Genomic DNA, 18136 nt, shown 5'->3' on the forward strand with positions numbered 1-18136 from the left:
TCGAGGCATCCGCCAGAGCGACAGGTCGGCGAGGAATGTTTCGGACGACCTGTGACCTTTTCGTTGAAGCGATGAGCGCAGTCGGTCCTCCCGGCGAACTCCTCGTGCCGGACGTCGCCGCGAACGACGAGGCAACAGCCACCGCGCTCGCCGAAGCAGTGCTCGTGCAGCTCGCCTCGTAGCTCGCCATGCGGTCACGCCGAATTCGCCGGCTTCCGCCACACCGAGACGTGCTTCGTCGAGTCGTCGGTGAACGGGCTGCCGTCCCAATCGGCGACGCGCTGCTCGAGCTCGAGTCCCGCGATGCGGGCCATGAGGTCGAGCTCGGCCGGCCAGGCGTAGCGGTGGCGGGAGCGCCCTGGGCGGTAGGAATCGCCATCGCGGGTGAAGTGGTGGGAGGTCAGGATCTGCTCGGCGAGCTCGAAGGTGTCGAAGCCGAGGTGGTCGTCTGACACGTCGAACGGCACGGCGACCTGGCCGGGCGGGAGCCACCGCAGCGGCGGCACGCCGAGCTCGATGACGAACCGGCCGCCGGGCGCGAGGTGCCGGGCGGCGTTGCGGAAGCACTCGACCTGCTCCTCTTGGGTGAGCAGGTTCGAGATCGTGTTGTAGACGAGGTAGACGAGGCTGAACTCGCCGTCGACCCGCGTGGTCGCCATATCGCCGATCGCGACCGGCAGCGTCGCCTCGTCGACCTTGCGGCGCAGCACGTCGACCATCGGTTCCGACAATTCGATGCCGACGACCGCCACGCCGCGCTCGCGAAGCGGCACGCCGACTCGGCCCGTGCCGATGGCGAACTCGAGCGCGCGCCCGTCGCCGGCGAGCGCGGCGAGAAACTCGACGGTCGGCCCGAGCACGGCCGGCGACGTCATCTCGTTCTCTTCGGCGTCGTACCGCTCGGCCGTCGTTCGGGTCCACAGTTCGCTGCTCGTCATGATTCCCACTCTCTCATCGGCACGCGGCTGAACTCTTGCCGCCGTCCCGCCCACGGGCCAGACTTGCAGACGCGCGCGCCGAGGGGCGGGCCCCGCCGCATCGGTGTGTGACACACATCGATACGAGCCGTGTGATCAGCCCGGCCCAGAAGGGAACCCCATCATGGCCACCATCATCCTCGTCCACGGCGCGTTCGCCGACGCATCCGGCTGGACGGACGTCGTCACGAACCTGCAGCGCGACGGCCACACCGTCTACGCCCCCGCCAATCCGCTCCGTGGGCTCAGCACGGATGCCGCGTACGTCCGCGCGTTCCTCGAGACCCTCGAAGGACCGGTCGTGCTCGTCGCCCACTCCTACGGCGGGGCTGTCATCACGAACGCCGCCACCGGGCTCGAGCAAGTGAAGGCGCTCGTCTACATCGCCGGGTTCGCCCTCGACGAAGGCGAGACCGTCGACGCGGCCACCAGACTCGCCGGCGAACCGCCGGACCTGCTCAGCGTCGTCGTCATCCGACCCTTCCCCGGCGCCGGCGAGGGCAACGGCGACGCATACCTGAATCCCGACGTGTTCCCCGAGGTGTTCTGCCAGGATCTTCCGACGGAGGTCGGGGCGGCGATGGGCGCGACGCAGCGTCCCGCGGCGCTCGCCACGCTCGTTGAGCCATCCGGCGCGCCCGCGTGGCGCGACATCCCGAGCTGGTACCTCGTCGCCTCATCCGACCGTGTCATCCCGCCCGGGGCCGAGCGCGTCATGGCGCAGCGTGCCAATGCCACCACCATCGAGATCGAGAGCTCGCACGTCGCGATGATCAGCCATCCCGACGAGGTGACGTCGCTCATTCGGGACGCGGTGGCGGCGACAGCGGGCTGACCCGCGGCTGGCACTGCGGCGCGGACGAGAAACCGGCACCCAGCTTTCGTCCTCGTCGAGAACCCACACCTGAGGCGCGGCCCCGCGATACAGGCGGAACTGCGCGGCGCCCGTGACATCCGATTCGGCCCACGAAGCGGATGCTTCGAGTCATGCGTCGAACTGGCACAGTCAGATCGGCAACGCACGGAGAAGAGTCTCGGGCAATCTGTGACCTTTTCGCGTGCGGCGACATTTCTCAGATAAGGAGGTGCACGTGGACGAGAGCGAAGGCACCGACGCCGATCTCCTCAGGAGGTTGGCGGGCGGCGACCAGACAGCACTGTCGATCGTGTTCGATCGGCACGCGGCTGCAGTGACACGGTATGCATGGGCGATCGCCGCGAGCCGAATGGACGTCGAAGAGATCGTTCAAGACACCTTCGTCACCGTGTGGCGCAAGGCTGCGGAGATCACGATCGCCGAAGCTTCGCTGCTGCCCTGGCTCCTCGTCACCTGCCGGTACCTCGCGCTGAACGTCGTCCGCAAGGCAGCCCGCAATCAAGCAGACGCCCTTGACGAGAACCTCTCGGGCGGCTCGAACGCCGTACGCGACCATCACGCCGCCGAAGCCGCGAATGAGGAACTGCGCTGGGTCCTCGACGAGATCGAGCGACTCGATCCGATCGACCGCCAGGTTTGCGAGCTCTGCCTCGTGCAGGGCATGGCCTACGCCGAAGCCGCGCAGCAACTCGGCATCAGCGTCGGCGCCGTGAAACAACGCGTATCCCGAAGCCGGGCCCGATTGAAGAAGGCGGTGACCCTCGATGAGGTCTGAACCACCGACCGGAGACGAACTGACCCGCCTCCTCGTCACGATGAAGGGCAACGTGCTCGCGCAGGTCGCGCAGGAAGCGACATCCGCCAAGCGCTCCACTCTGACCGACCGCGTCATCGCAATCGCCCTCGGAGTGGCGCTCCTCCTCGGAATCGGAGCTGGGGCGGCGTTCGCATTCGGCATCGTGCCGCCGCTCGCGGCTCCGCCGACCGCCACGTCCGCTGCCGCCCCGACGCCGACCCCGACGCCTAAGCCGACACCGACGCTCACCCCGACGCCCACGCAGGCTCCGCTGGTCACCGTCGTGGAGTCAGGCCCGCCGCCGTCGCGATACGGGCTGGAGTGCGAGACGCTGGTCGATGAGTCACTGGTCTTCGATCTCTTCAACGCCGAAGTCGGGCCCACCGATCCGCTTGTCACCGCCTCGGGCGTCGGCACGACAATTCCGAGGCACACCTCGATCCTGTCGGAGGGCGGCACGGTGTGCGAATGGTCGAACGGAGCTCCGTACCACGACCACTACGGGTGGAGCCCCGATTACGTCGGAGTGACCGTCTCGATCCTGCCGCGACCCGCGGAGGGTTGGAGTGAGCGCGCCACCGCATACGGCGAACCGCGCAACGACACCGGCTGCAACGACACGGTCTGTTCGGCGAGCGCTGCGGTGGGCGACGCTTGGGTGACGGTCGAGGCACTGGGTGGTGAATCGAACGCAATGAATGCGGCCTCCTGGCAGCCGTTGGTCGACTCGATCATCGGGGTGATGAGTGCGAGCGGGCCTGCCACGGAACTCGTCGTGCCTGAGCGGGCAAGCAGCCCGTTCCCGCTCGACTGCGACGTCGTCATCCCCCTCGAGACGGTGAGGTCCCTCACGGCGACACCCGATGCTGATTCGCGGGGGCACGGTGGCGGCGGCTGGAGCCTGTGGGCCGAAGCACGCATTCTCGCCGAGAACGACGGATGCATGTGGGGACCGGCGCAATCCGATTCGGTGGTGGCAAGCCTGAGCGGGATCCAGAACGGAGCCTGGGCGTACGAACGGATACTCCATGCTGGTACAACAGCTCCAGTGGAATTGGCGGGCCTGGGTCCGAACGACTCGGCGACGCTTCGATGCGCTGCTGAGTATTCAAGTTGCGCGGTCGATCTCCGGGTGGGCCAAGACTGGTTCAACATCGCCGCGAACGACGAGGCCACGGCGATCGCGCTCGCTGAAGCGGCGCTCGCGCAGCTCGGCCGGTAGTCGATCACGTTCAGCCGCGATTCGAAAGGGGCTCGCCGGTCAGCGGGCCCCTTTCCGCTCCGCGAGCTGGCGGAACGTGACCGACCAGCGCTCTTCGGCGACCGGCGGGATCGAGTGCTGCCAGGTCCAGCGTGCCGCGCCGCTGAGCACGTAGGCCGACCGGGGCGCGAGCGGCTGCTCGAAGACGCGGCGCTCGCCCCCGGCGGCCGTTCGCTGGAAGCGGATGACACAGGCGGAGCCGAGTGACACTCCGACCACGACGCCGCCGAACGCGAGCACGTCCTTGTGCCAGCCGATCGTGGCACCGGGCGGATAGCACGAGACCAGCGCCTCGACGAAGCTCTCGGGGGCGACACCGCTGAACTCGGCCGCCCGCGCGCGGAGATCGAGGAGGTATTCGGGCAGCGGCTCCGCCTCAGCGGTGCCGCGCGTGTCGAAGTCGTAGCCGACCCCGAAGTGACGAGTGAGCCGGCGCGACGGCACACCATGCATGACCAGCGGGGTCACCTCGAGCCGCGCGAACCGCTCGAGCAGCGCCGCCTCCTCGCCGGCCGAGATGAGGTCGTCACGATAGGAGAGGCCCGCTGGCTGCTCCACGACTCCGCGCATCGCCATGCGCACCAGTATCGAGCGTGCACGCGGCTGTGCGAACGGGTTGACGACCGGGCATACGACCGCCCCGAACTGGGACTGACCACCGATCGGGCACACAGGTAGCATCGGTCGAGTTCGGCTTGCGGGGGCCGGCAGACCGGAGTAGGTCATGGGGGCAGCACCGGGAACACGAGACCGGCGAGCGCGCACGCGCACACGCATCGGCGCAGGGGCATCCGTCGTCGCCGTCGTCGTCGCGCTCGTGGCTGGCTGCGCCGACACCGCCACCGACGCGCCGACCGCCGCGCCCATCGCGGCGCCGACGGCCGGCACATCCCTCGAATCGATCGTGCTGCCGGTGCTCACCGAGCAGATGGAGGAGCTGCAGGTTCCGGGCCTGGTCGCGATCGTGGAGGCGCCCGGCGGCGAAAGGTACGAGGTGGCGCTCGGCGTCGCCGACGTGGAGACCGGGGAGCCGATGGAGGTCACCGACCACCTCCGCGTCGGGAGCATCATGAAGACCATGACGGCCACGGTCATCCTGCAGCTCGCGGAAGAGGGAAAGCTGGGCCTCGACGACCAGCTGTCGCTGCACTTTCCAGACCTCGATACGAACGGTGCGACCATCAGGCAGGCCCTGAACATGACCAGCGGGATTCCCACCTACACCGACGATGTGTTCATGGAGGGGCAGGCGGCCGATCCGCACCGCGTCTGGACCCCGGAGGAGGTGCTCGCGATCGTCGCCGGCCGGCCGGCGACGTTCGCCCCCGGCGAAGGGTGGGAGTACTCGAACACGAACTACACGATGCTCGGCCTGATCGCCGAGCGGGCCGGCGGCGCGCCACTGGGCGAGCTCATCGACGAGCGCATCTTCACGCCGCTCGGGATGTCAGGATGCTCGGCCCCCGCGCAGGACACCACGATGCCCGACCCGCGGTCGCACGGCTACCAATGGGGCGCGTTCTGGAACGGCGAGGGCGCGGCACCGCCGATCGTGGACGTCACCGACTGGAACGTGTCGTGGGGCTTCGGCGCCGGCGAGGCGATCTGCACCGCTCCCGACATGCTCATCTGGGCGCACGCGCTGTTCTCGGGCGAACTGCTCGAAGCGGCCATGCAGGCCGACCGGCTGGAGTGGGTGTCGACCGGCCACCCATCGCTCGAGTACGGGCTCGGCATCGCCGACCTGAGCGGCGTCATCGGGCACAACGGTGCGACCCCGGGCTTCCAGTCGCAGGCGGGCGTGCGGCAATCCGACGGCACCGCCATCATCGTGCTCACGAACCTGGCACTGTCGCCCGAAGTCCGCCCGCCGGCGTCGACGATCTCGAACGCGATCTCGGAGGCGCTGCCGCCCCAGTGAAGGTGCCGACTCAGAACACCGGCACCCGGTTCTCGTACTCGTCGAGCACCCACACCTGCGACGCCATGGCTCGATACAGTCGGTGCGGCGCGTCACCGCTGACCTTCTCCTCGCCCCACCTCGGGAGTCCGGATGCCTCGGACTTCGCGTTGAACACGGCGAGCGCGTCGCCCAGCTCCTCATCGGGCACCTGTGTCGCGACCGCGTCGACGTAGACCGCGGTCGCAGAGCCGACGGGTGTCGTGGAGTCGAACACGACGAGCGCGACCTCGCGACGCTGCGCGACATTGCGCGAGTGCCGTCGCTCGAGCCGCGAGACCCAGACGAACTCCCGCAGCTCGCGCTCGGCGAACCACACCGGCGTCGCCCACGGCCCGCCATCGGCGTCGGCGGTGGCGAGGGTGAGGTACGAGTTCGCGTCGACGATGCGCCGCGCGAGGTTCGCCGGGGAGTCGTCTGCAGTGGCGGCCATGTTCATGGCTACCAGACCCGCTGGGGGCGGGTCGAGTCGGGCGGGTCGGGTCGGGCGGGTCGAGTCAGCGGGTCGAGCCTGGCGGGTCGAGTCAGCTGGCGCCGAGCACCTCGCGTGCGTGGCGGTACTTCTCGGCGAGGCGCACCTGCGTGTCGTAGTCGAGGCGGCGCACGCGCCACGGTGCCGTGTTGTCGTCGAGGTCGGCGAGCTTCACGCGGAGGGCGATCGGGTGGCGACGGATTCGCGCGTAGTACTCGTCATCGGCGACATCCGCAGTGCGCGTGAGCACCTGCACGAGCTCGACGACCTCGGGCAGCACGCCCGCCTCGAGCATCTCATGGGCGGTGACCGCGGTGTCCTCGAGCACGTCGTGCAGCCACGCCACGGCGGTGGGAACGGGCTCGGTCAGCGGGTCGAACCGCTCGGCGACGCGACCGGGGTGATCGATGTACTCGGCGCCGATCCGGTCGAGCTGGCCGCGGTGCGCGACGAACGCGATGCCCTTCGCAAGCGACACCTGCGCCGCGGCGTCGACGGCGGGCGTCGCCTCGTCGGCGGCGGACGGGTGGGTGGGCGGCGGCTCGGCGGGCGCCGCATGGGCCGGACCGTCGACCGGCGCAGTCGCCGACACCGCAGCAACGGCGAACGGGGGCACGGATGCCGCGGGCTCGACCCCCTCGAACACGCTCGTTCCCATCACCACGTCGGTCTCCTCGATCGTCTCTTCGTCGTCATCGTTCTCGTTCTCGTTCTCGTCTTCATCGTTGTCGTTCTCGACCGCGGGTTGCTCGACGGTGGAGTCGTCCGGGGCCTGCGGCGGGGGCGGGATGTGCGCCGGCACAGCAGCGACCGGCATCGGGTCGGTCGGCGGTTGCATGGCGGCGACCGGTGGGGGCACCGGCGCAATCCCCGGCTCCGGCACATCCGCGACATCCGTCGCCTGCGAAGCGTCGGCAGCCGCCTCGGCCGCAGCAGCCTCAGCCGCCACAGCCGCCACCTCCGCCAGCGGATCCCGCCCGAGCACCGGGCGCACGAAGTTCAGTTCGGCCTGCAGCTCGGCCATCTCGCGGGCGTCGAGCTCGAGCAGCGAGCGGGCGTTGCCCTCGCCTCGGCCCACGAAGTAGTCCTCGTCGACCTCGGTCAGGCGCTCGCCGTCGCTCGTGGCGAAGTAGCGGCGCCGCCCGTTGTCGGTGACCGGGATGATGACCTCGACGAACTCACCGCTCGGCTCCTCGCTGCACAGGTAGTAGCGCTGCACATCGCGCGGCGACGGATGCCTCCCCCACTCGGGTGCCGGAACCCGGCGGGGCCGCAGGGTGCCACCGTGAGTGCCACCGTGGTCGGCGCTGCGACGCCCCGCCGGCGGGGCGCCGACGTCACCCGACGTGCCGAACCCGAACAGCGGCTGGTCGTCGGCGTGGGTCGTCACTCGGGCTCCTCGAGTCGCGGCGCCGGAAGTCGGGGGTTCGACGGCGAGGTCGGGTGGGGTCCGGAGCGCTCCTCCGATGCTAGGCCGACACGGCCTCTCGCGCATGTCGATTCCACCGCCGTCGCCGGATCAACGACCGAGTCGGTGCCGTTCCTGTCCGATCAGCGACTGCAGATACGTCACTCGGTTGAACACGTCGAGGCGCTGCGCCTCGTTGGCCACGGGGATGTTCTCGACAGACGACTGGCCATCGGTGCCCCACACTGTGATCGTCATGAATCCCGAGATGCGGCTCTCGCGGGCGAGCAGGAAACAGCAGGCTGAGCAGGAAGAACCAGAGCGCCATGAGCGAGCGTCACGGTCACGAGAGTACTGGGAGCTCGCCCGATACGCGTCAGGGGGCGTTGCCGCAAGGAAGCGCTCGGAGTAGATTCCGCACCGACTGGGGGCGACGCTGTGTAGGCCAAGGGAGTGATCGAAATGGCTGAAGGAGAAACCGGTCTCGAGCCGACGATCGAGATCAGTGCCATCGACTACCCGGAGATCGCCCGGATCATCGCGTCCGGTGGTGATGTCGGCCGCTATCTCGAAAGCGCCGGTGTCGAGCCGGATGTCTTCGCTGACGACGTGGACAGGGCGATGGCGCTCTGCGCGGGAGAGAGAACGGCGCTCGGCGGTTCCCTCGCCTACGTGGTGGAGGCGGTCGGCGAGGTCAACGGAGCGCAGGGGACGGCCGAGACGATCATCGTGCCGCTGGCGGCCGCCGCGTCGCTGCTCGGGTCGTTGGCCCAGGTGAACAATGACGGCCTGCGACTGGCCGAATGCCTCGAACAGCGCCGTCCGGAGGCCGCGGTTCGAATCCGGGAGGCCTTCGAGCTCCTCAGCCTCGATGATGACCGACTCCTGCGAGCCGTCGACGAACTGTCGGCCGGCGCCTGAGCCGCATCGGCTCCGGAACCCGGGAGGGTCAGCTGACCGGGATGACCCGCCCCGCGTTCGCCGCCACCCACTGCACGAGCGGCAGCATCCGCTCCATGAGTTCGCGGCCAAGGTCGGTCAGCGCGTACTCGACGCGCGGCGGCACCTCGGGGTAGGAAGTGCGGTCGACGAGTCCGTCGGCTTCGAGCGTGCGCAGCGTCGAGGCGAGCATCTTCTCGCTGATGCCCTCGACCTCGCGGCGCAGCTCGCCCCAGCGGTGCGTGCCGTCGGTCAGCGCGAGGAGCACGAGCACGCCCCACTTGCTCATGATGTGGTCGAGGACGACGCGCGTGGGGCATCCCTCGGTGAAGACTTCGCCCGCGGTCTGCCGGATCTGCGCAAGACTTACCACCATGTAGGTACCTTACTTCAAAGTGGGTACCACCGCTAGGGAAGGCTAGGGCGCAGCATCCGGTTGCTGAAGATGACCGCAATCGGAAGGAACACCATGACCATCCTCGTCACCGCCGCGTCGGGCCAGCTGGGCCGTCTCGTCGTCGAATCGCTGCTCGCCCGCGGCGCCGCCCCCGACACGATCGTCGCCACCGCCCGCGACACGTCGAAGCTCGCCGAGCTCGCGGCACGCGGCATCCGCACCGCCGAACTCGACTACGCACGCACCGAGACCATCGCCCCGGCGCTCGAAGGCGTCGACGCCGTGCTGCTCGTCTCCGCATCGGAACCCGGCAACCGCGTCGCGCTGCACCAGAACGTGATCGACGCCGCTGCGGCGGCCGGCGTCGCCAAGCTCGTCTACACGAGCGCGCCGAAGGCCACCACCGCCGACTTCGTGCTCGCCCCCGAGCACAAGGCCACCGAAGAGGCCATCGCCGCCTCAGGTGTCCCCGCGGTGATCCTGCGCAACAACTGGTACACCGAGAACTACGCGGCGGATGTCTCGCGCGCCGCCTCGACCGGCGTCATCGCGGCATCCGTGGCCGACGGCCGCGTGGCGAGCGCCACGCGTGCCGACTACGCCGACGCCGCCGCCGTGGTGCTGCTCGAAGACGGCCACCTCGGCCAGGTGTACGAACTCGCCGGCGACCTCGCGTGGGACTACTCGGAGCTTGCGGCAGCCGCCTCCGAGGTCGTCGGGCGCGAGGTGACGTTCCAGCCACTCTCGACGTCGGAGCACATCGCAGCCCTTGAGGGGTTCGGGCTCGACGCGGGCACGGCCGGGTTCGTCGCCGCGATCGACACGGGCATTCGCGACGGCGTGCTCGGCGACTCCGATGGCACCCTGTCGCGGCTCATCGGTCGCCCGTCGACGCCGCTCGTCGAGGGGCTGCGCGCAGCCGTCGACGACCGCGTCGCCGCATAAGCCCAATGCCATCTCGTCTTCGATTGTCGGCGAGCGACAAGCGAGTGGCCACGGTGACGTGCATCGCGGCACAATCGGGCGTATGCGCATGACTCCCCGACGCCTGGCCATCGTCATGAGCCTGTGGGCCCCGAACCTGTTCAGCGGCATCCGGGTGAAGCGGTTCGCCCCCGACTGGACGAGCGCGACGGTCGAACTGCACACCAATGTCATCACCCGCAACTACGTGAAGACCGCGTTCGGCGGCTCGATGTCGGCGATGACGGACCCGTACTTCTTCATGCTCGTGATGCACCAGCTCGGACGCGACTACCTCGTGTGGGACACCCGCGGCGAGATCGAGTTCGTGAAGCCCGGTCGCGGCGTGCTGACCGCGCACTTCGAGGTGCCGCCGTCGAAGGTGGAGGAGCTGCGTGAGCGGGCGCGCGGCGGCGCCAAGGTGCTCGAGTGGTTCGAGACCGAGATCACCGACCGTGAGGGTGACATCGTCGCGCGCGTGCGGCGCGAGGTCTACGTGCGCGAGAAGCGTCGGATGGCGGTATGACAGTTCCCCCTCGTCGATGAGGGGGAACTGGCATACGCGGATGCGATGCCGACTCCCTACCGAGGTACTACGGCGGATGCGTCGCGAATCGGCCCACCGCGCGATCGCGTGGGCACGCGAGGGCCTCGATCGGCGTGCGACCGTGCTCCCCGCAAGTGGTCAGTTCCCGTTTCCTGACCCGTTCGCGGCCGTCGCAGTTCGCGTCGCGTCAGGTCACAGGCGGCGGGGCCACCGACGCGCGCGATACGAGCCGCGTCTCGAGCGTGTGCCGCGAACGCGGCGTCGTCTCACCGTCGATGAGCGCGAGCAGCGTGGCCGCCGCCTGGGCGCCGAGCGCATGCATGGGCTGCGCGATCATCGTGAGCGGCGGGTCCATGACAGCTGCCCACGAGCTGTCGTCGAATCCGATCAGGGAGACGTCGGCCGGGTAGGCGAGGCCCGCCGCGCGCACCGCACGGAGCGAGCCGGTCATCGCGTCGGTCTCGGTGCAGAAGATCGCGGTCGCCCGGTCGGGCAGGGCCAGCATGCGGGCCACCTCGTCGGTCGCGCGCGACTCCGTCTTCTCGCCCACCATCACGAGGTCGGGGTCGAACCGGATTCCAGCGTCGTCGAGCGCGTCGAGGTAGCCGCGCAGTCGCTCGGCGTCGGTCCACAGATTCTTCGAGGCGGCCGCGAGCAGCTCACGACGAGTCGTCGGCCGCTCGTCGGCCGACGGCCCCCACACAAAGCCGATGCGGGTGTGACCCGCGTCGATCAGGGTGTCGACCGCCCCGCGTGCGGCTTCGCGGTTGTCGATCACCACCGCGTCGAGATCGAGGTGCGACACTTCACGGTCGACGAGCACCACGGGAATGCTGTGATCGATCGCGGCGGTGAGGTGCGCGACATCCGCTCGCTCGACCGCGGCCGAGGCGACGATGACGCCGTCGACGCGCTTGTCGATGAGCACGTTCATCGCCGCGATCTCTTCGTCGAGGTCTTCATGCGTGCTGAGCACGATGGTGTCGAAGCCACGCTCGCGCGAGGTGTCGGAGATGCCGCGCACGACGCCCGCGAAGAAGGGGTTGCCGATGTCGGCGACGATCACGCCGAGCGTGTGCGTCACGCCGGTCGACATGCTGCGCGCGAGCGCGTTCGTGCGGTAGCCGATCTGCTCGGCCGCGGCGAGCACCCGCTCGCGAAGCTCGGGGCTCACATAGCCGTAGCCGCCGAGCGTTCGCGCGGCGGTGGCCCGGCCGACGCCGGCGGCGGTCGCCACCTCTGAGATGGTGGGCGGGCTCGAGGCCCGCTCGCGTTCAGCCGCCATACCGCCGCGCCGACCTTTCACCTGTGCCCCCGACTCACCACATGCTAGCGGCGACGGCTTCGCCCGACGGGCGGCCACGACCGAACGCGCCCTCGACGAAGCACTGCGCGTGCGCGGCATCCGCCCCCGCCCCCAATGCCGCGGCGAAGGCATCGCGGTCGGGTCGTCGCGTGCGGCTCCAGCCCGAACCGAGCAGCGACACGATGAACCCCGCGAGGAAGGCGTCGCCGCAGCCCATCGTGTCCACGATGGTCGACGCATCCTCGACGAGGTGCGCGTCGGCCTCGATCGTGACGGTGCCATCGGTGACGATCGCGCCGTCGGTGCCCCGGGTGCCGAGCGCGACGGATGCCCCGCGGCCGATGGCGTCGGCGAGCAGGCCGCGAGTCTGCTCGGCATCGAGGTGCGAGCACGAGAGCAGCACGAGATCGGACGACGGGCAGATGCGATCGAGGTAGGCGGGAGAGCGGAACTCGTCTTCACTCGAGAGATCGAACGAGACGAGTGCGCGCCCACCCGCGAGCTTCGGAAGCTCGGCCTCACTGCGCGAGTAGACGCTCGAATGCACGAGGTCGAAGCCCGCGGCGTACTCGAGCAGGTCATCGTCGAGGTCGAGCGGCGAGCGCACGGTGACGCCGCCGCCGTTCCAGCCGAGGAACGTGCGCTCGCCTCCCTCCACGCGCAGGGTCGAGACCCCACTCTCCCCCTCGCGGACCCGGCTGCGCGACACGTCGACGCCCTCGGCGGCGATCGCCGCTTGCAGGTAGGCTCCCGCGTCATCGTCGCCGAAGACGCCGAGGTACCCGGCCTCAGCGCCCAGGCGCCGCGCGAACACCGCGACGTTCACGCAGTTGCCGCCCGGGTAATCGAGGCCCCGGTCGAGGAAGCGGTCGACGATGTTGTCGCCGAAGCCGAGTATTCGCATGGCTTGAGTCTCCTGGAAATGGTCGCGGATGCCCCGCCCCGGCGCAGGGCCGAGGCGGGGCATCCACTCGAACGGATCAAGACGGACGACAGATCAGCACCGACTGATCAGTACTCGACGACGCGGTAGTACCGGCGGAGGTCGAGCGAGTGGTTGCGCACCCGCTCGAGGTGCTTCGAGACCCGACCCATGACCGTGTCGAGCACGATCGGTGCGAGCAGGCCCCGGAACTCGGGACTGAAGCCCTCGAGCGGGTAGTCCTTCGTGTCGAAGACCGTGACGTCGTTCGAGACCTTCTTCACGAAGCGCTCGACGCGGTCGGTGAGCGCGCGCGTCTCGTCCTCGCCCTGGAACACGATGACGCTCGTGTCCTCCTCGAGCAGCTCGAGCGAGCCGTGGAAGAACTCGGCACTGTGCACGCGCGTGGTGCGCAGCCACTGCATCTCCTCGAGGATGCACATCGAGTAGAGGTAGGTGAAGCCCCACAGATTGCCGCCCCCGACCAGGAAGTGGTAGTCGGCGTCGGCGTGCGACTCGGCGAAGTCGGATGCCACGGGCTCGGCCTGCTCGGCGACCGCGACGAGCACGTCGGGCAGCGCCGCGAGCTCGTCGGCGAACTTCTCGTAGCCGTCGAACTCGCCGCGCAGCGACAGCAGGCGCGTCATGAAGAGGAGCAGCTGCATGTCGAACGGCCAGGTCTTCGGCTCGGAGACGAGCGCGATGTCGACGGCCTTCGCGATCGGCGAGTCGCCGTAGCCGGTGAAGGCGATGGTGGTGACGCCGTGCGCCTTGCAGTACTCGATGGCGCGCAGGCTGTCGTCGGTCGTGCCGGACACCGACGTGAAGATGGCGACCGAGTCGTCGCCCAGGGTGGCGTCGCCCGACTCGATGAGCTCGGCGGCGATGACGCTGCGCACGGGCAGCGTCGAGCTGCGGCGGCCGAGGTGCTCGTAGGGCCACATTGCGGCATACGTGCCGCCGGCCCCGATGAGGAAGAGGTTGGCGAACCCCTCGGCGTGGAGGCGGTCGACGACCTCCTCGATCTCCGGGCGCAACGCGACGGCGCTGGCCGTCTGGCTGCGGAAGGTGGTCTCGTCGAAGCCGAGCAGGGTGGTCGCGAGCATGGTGGTCCTTTCGAAGCGGGAGCCGGTCCATTATTCGAGATGTGGTACCGGTATCAGGTGGCCCTCATGCTGACACAGGACGGATTTGCGGTCAACTCTGGTACCGGTATCAGATTCTGTGTAGAGTCGGTGCCCACCACCCAGTACGTGTCACAGAGATCCGATGGCGGATCCCCCGGAGCTTCCCCCTCCGGCTGGTCCGGCCTTCATCCGAGACAGAGGAAGACCATGCACGCACAGAGAATCACCGCACTCACCGCGCTCGGCGCGGCATCCGCGCTCCTGTTGGCCGGATGCGCCGGGGCCAGCGCCGCCCCCGCGGCCGACGTCACCGCCGAGCCCGAGTACTCGGGCACGCTGAGCATCCTCACCAAGTTCGGCGGCGACCCCCTCGGGCCCTACTTCGAGACGCTCGCCGCCGAGTACGAGGAGCTGCATCCCGAGGTCACCGTCGAGCTCATCCAGGAGACCGACCAGAGCGTCAAGGACAAGACGAAGACGCTCACCGCCTCGGGCGCACTGCCCGACATCTACTTCACCTGGACCGGCAACTGGGCGCAGAACTTCATCGACGGCGGACTCGCAGCCGACCTCACCGAGGTGATCGGCCCCGACACCGAGTGGGGCAAGACCTTCGGCGAGGCCTCGCTGAGCGCGTTCGAGGTCGACGGCAGCTACTACGGCATCCCGCTCTACAACAACGGCAAGTTCATGGGCTACAACACGGCGATCTTCGACGAGGTCGGCATCGAGGTGCCCACCACCTTCGAAGAGCTCATCGAGAGCTGCGGGCCCATCCGCGCCGCGGGCTACGAGCCCATCGCGTTCGGCAACAAGGACGGCTGGCCGGCGTTGCACTACCTGCAGCAGCTGTTCGCCTACAACGTGCCGAGCGACGTGCTGCACGACGACTTCTCGCCTTCGACCGCCACCCTCGACGACTCGGGCTACGTCGAGTCGCTCGAGCAGTTCAAGACGCTCGTCGACGAGTGCACCGACAGTGGCAACGGCACGAACGGCGTGCTGTACACGACGGCACAGGAGGCCCTCGCGGGCGGCCGCGCCGCGATGTACTACCAGGAGATCCTCGAGTTCGACACGGTGACCGCCGAGGGCAATGCCCTCACGCCCGAGCACTTCGGCATCTTCCCGTTGCCCGTACCCGAAGGAGCGGCGGGCGAGCCGGGCAGCATCGAAGGAGCCCCCGAGGGCTACCTCATCAACGCGAAGTCGCCGCGTGCGGCGCTCGCCGTCGACTTCATGAAGTTCGCGACGACGCTCGAGAACGCCACGATCCTCTCGTCGCCTCCGTACGGCCAGCCGAGCACGGTCATCGACGCGGTCACGCCCGAGACCTCGAGCGTCGCCGTCTACGAGGGCATCACCAAGGTGAACGAGGCATCCGGCCTGGTCATCTGGCTCGACACGGTCACGGTGCCCGAGGTGGCCGACGCCTGGCTGGCGGGCGGCGAGGCACTGATCAGCGGTGGCTCCACGCCCGAAGAAGTGCTCGAGAGCGTGCGGAATGCTTCTGACGCAGCAGAGTGAGCTCCTCGACCGGGTGCCGGCGGTGCAGACCGCCGGCCCCCGGCCCCCGAGGCGGTCCTCGCGATCCACCGCCAGGCGACTGCTCGCGCTCGGCTGGATCCTTCCAGCCGTCGTCGTGCTCGCCGTGTTCGTCTACTTGCCGCTCGCGCAGAACCTCGGGTTCTCGACGCTCGAATGGGACATCTACAGCGGCAGCCAGGAGTTCATCGGCGCCGAGAACTACCAGCGACTGGTGGCCGACCCGATCTTCTGGTCGTCGCTCTGGAACAACGTGCTGTACGCGGTCGTGTCACTGGCGTTCCAGGTGTTCGGAGCGATCGTGCTCGCCGCGATCATCGAGAGCATCCGCCAGGATCGGTGGCGGCGAGGGCTGCGCGCGATCTACTTCGTGCCGTCGGCCATCTCGCTCACCGTCGCAGGCCTGCTCTTCTACTTCATCTACGAACCGAACCTCGGCATGCTGAACCACGCGCTCGAGGCCGTGGGTCTCGGGGCGTGGGCGCAGCCATGGCTCGGCCAGGAGTCGACCGCGATGATCTCGATCATCGCGATGAGCCAGTGGCAGGGCTTCGGCTACTCGACGCTGCTGTTCGCCGTGGCGATCCAGCGCATCCCGTCGGAGCTCTACGAGGCCGCCGCGATCGACGGCATCGGTGCGGTCCGCCGGTTCTTCACGATCACGCTCCCCCTGGTTCGGGAGATGACCGGCCTCATGATCATCGTCACGATCTCGGGAGCCTTCCAGGTGTTCAACGAGGTCATGGTGATGACCTCGGGCGGCCCGAACAACTCCACGCAGGTGCTCGGCACCTGGCTCTACCGCAACGGCTTCGTACGGAACGACTTCGGGTACGCGGCCGCCATCGCGACGGTGATCTTCGTGATCACGCTCGGCATCGCGCTCGTGCAGCTCTGGATCAACCGTCGCAGAAGGGTGGAATGGTGACCCGACTCACCTTCGCCGGCGTCATCGCCCGCGTGTTCATGTGGACGTTCCTGCTCTGCCTCGCAGTGGTGGTCGTCTACCCGCTCACCTGGATGGTGCTGAACGGCTTCAAGACCAATGCCGAGCTCTTCGGCAACCCGTTCGCGCTGCCCCTGCAGTGGGGCTGGGAGAACTACTCGGCCGCGTGGAATCGCGGCGTCAGCAACTACCTCACGACGAGCATCCTCGTGACGGTCACCTCGACGATCGCGACGGTCTTCATCAGCGCGTGGGCCGCGTACGGCCTCGCGCGGGTCGAGATCCCGTTCTCGCGCACCTGGGCCACCGTCATCCTCGGGGGGCTCATGCTCGCGCCGACCGTCGCGCTCGTGCCCCTCGTGAAGATGTTCCAGTCGATGGGCCTCTACAACACCTTCTGGGCGCTGCTCATCCTCTATACCGCCTTCCGCATCCCGTTCACCACGTTCCTCATCCGGGCGTACATGATCGACCTGCCGCGCGAGGTCGACGAAGCGGCCGAGGTCGATGGGGCGAGCCGGTGGACGGCCTTCTGGCGCATCATCCTGCCGATGTGCCGGCCGATCATCATCTCGGTGATCATCCTGCACATCCTCTTCGCCTGGAACGAGTACCTGTTCGCGATGGTGTTCACGAGCGGCACCGACGTGCAGACGCTGCCGGTCGGACTCACGAGCCTCATGAGCAGGCACGGCACCGACTATCCCGTCGTCTTCGCCGGCATGGTCATCGCGGCACTGCCCGTCGTCGTCCTCTTCTTCGCGTGCCAGCGCTACTTCGTCAAGGGCCTCGCCGACGGGATCGGCAAATGAGCGGCATCCGGCTCGAGCAGTTCACGGGATCGAACTTCTCCTACCAGCACCTCCCCTTCGACCGCTTCCTCGACGACACGGTCGCGCTCGGGCGCGAACGGGTCGAGCTCTGGGGCATCGCGCCGCAGCTGCACGTGCCGCAACTGAGCAATGAAGACGCCCGCGGCATCCGCCGTCGCATCACCGAGCGCGGTCTCGCGGTGCACTGCCTCACCCCCGAGCAGGTGATCTACCCGGTGAACGTCGCATCTCCGTCGCGATGGCTGCGCGAGTCGAGCATCGCCATGTTCCGTCGCGCGGCCGAACTCTGCGTCGAGCTCGAGTCGCCGCTGCTGTTCCTGACCGCCGGGCGGGGCTTCGAAGATGAGCCGATGGATGCCGCGTGGCGCCGATCGGTCGACGCGATCGGCGAGATCGCGGCGTACGCCGGCACGCTCGGTGTCGACTGCGTACTCGAGCCCCTGCAGCGCATCGAGTCGAACCTCGTGAATGACGCGGCGACACTCGCCCGGATGCTCGACGAGATCGCCGCTCCGAACCTCGGCGCCGCCCTTGACACCGTCGCGATGGCGACCGCCGGTGACACCATCGACGGCTATTTCGCCGCCCTCGGCGGTCGCATCCGCCATGTGCACCTCATCGACGGCAAGCCGAATGGTCATCTCGCGTGGGGCGACGGCGAGCTGCCGCTCGGCGAGTACCTCGAGGCGCTCGGCCGTCAGGGATACGACGGATGCCTCACCTTCGAGCTCTTCGGCGATGGCACCTATGCCTTCGACCCGCGGCCCGCACTCGACCGGTGCTTCGCCGCCGTCGGGCGCGAGCTCGCGGCATGACGGCATATCACCTTCCTCCCGCTTCACGCACTCCACCCACGAAAG

20 protein-coding genes are annotated in these 18136 nt (G+C 68.7%); 11 read left to right on the forward strand and 9 right to left on the reverse strand.

The genetic code is table 11. The features are described 5' to 3' along the window. Nucleotides 1-194: 194 nt before the first annotated feature. Nucleotides 195-938 carry a class I SAM-dependent DNA methyltransferase gene (locus tag QFZ26_RS05585; protein ID WP_307040035.1) on the reverse strand — a complete coding sequence of 248 codons (744 nt, stop codon included), beginning with the start codon at nucleotides 936-938 and terminating at the stop codon, nucleotides 195-197. A gap of 163 nt (nucleotides 939-1101) precedes the next feature. Between QFZ26_RS05585 and QFZ26_RS05590 the strand changes: the two genes are divergently transcribed. The 3 genes from QFZ26_RS05590 (at nucleotide 1102) to QFZ26_RS05600 (ending at nucleotide 3872) form a co-directional block, all read left to right on the forward strand. Then, the gene (locus tag QFZ26_RS05590; RefSeq protein WP_307040037.1) at nucleotides 1102-1812 is read left to right on the forward strand and encodes an alpha/beta fold hydrolase; all 711 of its coding nucleotides are present in this window, start codon (nucleotides 1102-1104) and stop codon (nucleotides 1810-1812) included. A gap of 256 nt (nucleotides 1813-2068) precedes the next feature. Beyond that, a complete protein-coding gene (locus QFZ26_RS05595) occupies nucleotides 2069-2629 on the forward strand; it encodes an RNA polymerase sigma factor (RefSeq protein WP_307040039.1) in 561 nt (186 codons plus the stop codon). After that, nucleotides 2619-3872, forward strand: coding sequence for a hypothetical protein (locus QFZ26_RS05600; protein ID WP_307040043.1), 1254 nt, complete (start codon nucleotides 2619-2621; stop codon nucleotides 3870-3872). Before QFZ26_RS05595 ends, QFZ26_RS05600 begins: the two co-directional genes overlap by 11 nt. A 39-nt stretch (nucleotides 3873-3911) precedes the next feature. Here the strand turns inward: QFZ26_RS05600 and QFZ26_RS05605 are convergent, their stop codons facing one another. After that, entirely contained in the window at nucleotides 3912-4487 is a 576-nt protein-coding gene (locus QFZ26_RS05605) for an alpha-ketoglutarate-dependent dioxygenase AlkB (RefSeq protein ID WP_307040045.1), read from the reverse strand. A 148-nt stretch (nucleotides 4488-4635) separates the two neighbouring features. On the opposite strand from QFZ26_RS05605, the gene QFZ26_RS05610 reads away from it, so the two are divergent. Next, nucleotides 4636-5832: a serine hydrolase domain-containing protein gene (locus QFZ26_RS05610; protein WP_307040047.1), complete on the forward strand. Its 1197-nt coding sequence runs from the start codon at nucleotides 4636-4638 to the stop codon at nucleotides 5830-5832. Between the two features lie 10 nt (nucleotides 5833-5842). On the opposite strand, the gene QFZ26_RS05615 is transcribed toward QFZ26_RS05610, so the two are convergent. The 3 genes from QFZ26_RS05615 to QFZ26_RS05625 form a co-directional block, all read right to left on the reverse strand. Continuing rightward, nucleotides 5843-6304, reverse strand: a complete 462-nt coding sequence (locus QFZ26_RS05615) for a pyridoxamine 5'-phosphate oxidase family protein (protein WP_307040049.1) — start codon at nucleotides 6302-6304, stop codon at nucleotides 5843-5845. Between the two features lie 91 nt (nucleotides 6305-6395). Then, complete coding sequence (locus QFZ26_RS05620; protein ID WP_307040051.1) at nucleotides 6396-7733, reverse strand: hypothetical protein; 1338 nt, start codon at nucleotides 7731-7733, stop codon at nucleotides 6396-6398. Between the two features lie 129 nt (nucleotides 7734-7862). Next, the gene (locus tag QFZ26_RS05625) at nucleotides 7863-8009 is read right to left on the reverse strand and encodes a hypothetical protein (RefSeq protein ID WP_307040053.1); all 147 of its coding nucleotides are present in this window, start codon (nucleotides 8007-8009) and stop codon (nucleotides 7863-7865) included. Nucleotides 8010-8213: 204 nt separating this feature from the next. Here QFZ26_RS05625 and QFZ26_RS05630 point away from each other — a divergent pair, with 204 nt between their 5' ends. Then, nucleotides 8214-8672: a hypothetical protein gene (locus tag QFZ26_RS05630; protein WP_307040055.1), complete on the forward strand. Its 459-nt coding sequence runs from the start codon at nucleotides 8214-8216 to the stop codon at nucleotides 8670-8672. 28 nt (nucleotides 8673-8700) lie between these two features. Here the strand turns inward: QFZ26_RS05630 and QFZ26_RS05635 are convergent, their stop codons facing one another. After that, a complete protein-coding gene (locus QFZ26_RS05635; RefSeq protein WP_307040057.1) occupies nucleotides 8701-9066 on the reverse strand; it encodes a winged helix-turn-helix transcriptional regulator in 366 nt (121 codons plus the stop codon). 93 nt (nucleotides 9067-9159) lie between these two features. Between QFZ26_RS05635 and QFZ26_RS05640 the strand changes: the two genes are divergently transcribed. Next, complete coding sequence (locus tag QFZ26_RS05640; RefSeq protein ID WP_307040059.1) at nucleotides 9160-10032, forward strand: NAD(P)H-binding protein; 873 nt, start codon at nucleotides 9160-9162, stop codon at nucleotides 10030-10032. An 82-nt stretch (nucleotides 10033-10114) separates the two neighbouring features. Further along, nucleotides 10115-10576, forward strand: a complete 462-nt coding sequence (locus QFZ26_RS05645) for a DUF4442 domain-containing protein (protein WP_307040061.1) — start codon at nucleotides 10115-10117, stop codon at nucleotides 10574-10576. Between the two features lie 208 nt (nucleotides 10577-10784). On the opposite strand, the gene QFZ26_RS05650 is transcribed toward QFZ26_RS05645, so the two are convergent. The 3 genes from QFZ26_RS05650 to QFZ26_RS05660 all read right to left on the reverse strand — a co-directional run bounded on the left by QFZ26_RS05650 (nucleotide 10785) and on the right by QFZ26_RS05660 (nucleotide 13931). Next, complete coding sequence (locus QFZ26_RS05650) at nucleotides 10785-11882, reverse strand: LacI family DNA-binding transcriptional regulator (RefSeq protein ID WP_307040063.1); 1098 nt, start codon at nucleotides 11880-11882, stop codon at nucleotides 10785-10787. 34 nt (nucleotides 11883-11916) lie between these two features. Next, nucleotides 11917-12807 (reverse strand): PfkB family carbohydrate kinase, encoded by an 891-nt coding sequence (locus QFZ26_RS05655; protein WP_307040065.1) that lies wholly within the window; start codon nucleotides 12805-12807, stop codon nucleotides 11917-11919. 107 nt (nucleotides 12808-12914) lie between these two features. Then, on the reverse strand, nucleotides 12915-13931 hold the full coding sequence (locus QFZ26_RS05660; protein WP_307040067.1) for an SIS domain-containing protein: 1017 nt from the start codon (nucleotides 13929-13931) through the stop codon (nucleotides 12915-12917). Nucleotides 13932-14159: 228 nt separating this feature from the next. On the opposite strand from QFZ26_RS05660, the gene QFZ26_RS05665 reads away from it, so the two are divergent. Genes QFZ26_RS05665 through QFZ26_RS05680 form a run of 4 tightly spaced genes read left to right on the forward strand, consistent with a single transcriptional unit; the run spans nucleotide 14160 to nucleotide 18091 of the window. Beyond that, a complete protein-coding gene (locus QFZ26_RS05665; RefSeq protein WP_307040075.1) occupies nucleotides 14160-15479 on the forward strand; it encodes an ABC transporter substrate-binding protein in 1320 nt (439 codons plus the stop codon). Continuing rightward, nucleotides 15457-16425 (forward strand): carbohydrate ABC transporter permease, encoded by a 969-nt coding sequence (locus QFZ26_RS05670; RefSeq protein ID WP_307040076.1) that lies wholly within the window; start codon nucleotides 15457-15459, stop codon nucleotides 16423-16425. Before QFZ26_RS05665 ends, QFZ26_RS05670 begins: the two co-directional genes overlap by 23 nt. Beyond that, nucleotides 16419-17255: a carbohydrate ABC transporter permease gene (locus QFZ26_RS05675; RefSeq protein ID WP_307040078.1), complete on the forward strand. Its 837-nt coding sequence runs from the start codon at nucleotides 16419-16421 to the stop codon at nucleotides 17253-17255. Before QFZ26_RS05670 ends, QFZ26_RS05675 begins: the two co-directional genes overlap by 7 nt. Next, complete coding sequence (locus QFZ26_RS05680) at nucleotides 17252-18091, forward strand: sugar phosphate isomerase/epimerase family protein (RefSeq protein ID WP_307040081.1); 840 nt, start codon at nucleotides 17252-17254, stop codon at nucleotides 18089-18091. Before QFZ26_RS05675 ends, QFZ26_RS05680 begins: the two co-directional genes overlap by 4 nt. The last annotated feature ends 45 nt before the right edge of the window (nucleotides 18092-18136 follow it).

This window comes from Agromyces ramosus (assembly GCF_030817175.1).
Classification (GTDB): Bacteria; Actinomycetota; Actinomycetes; order Actinomycetales; family Microbacteriaceae; genus Agromyces; species Agromyces ramosus_A.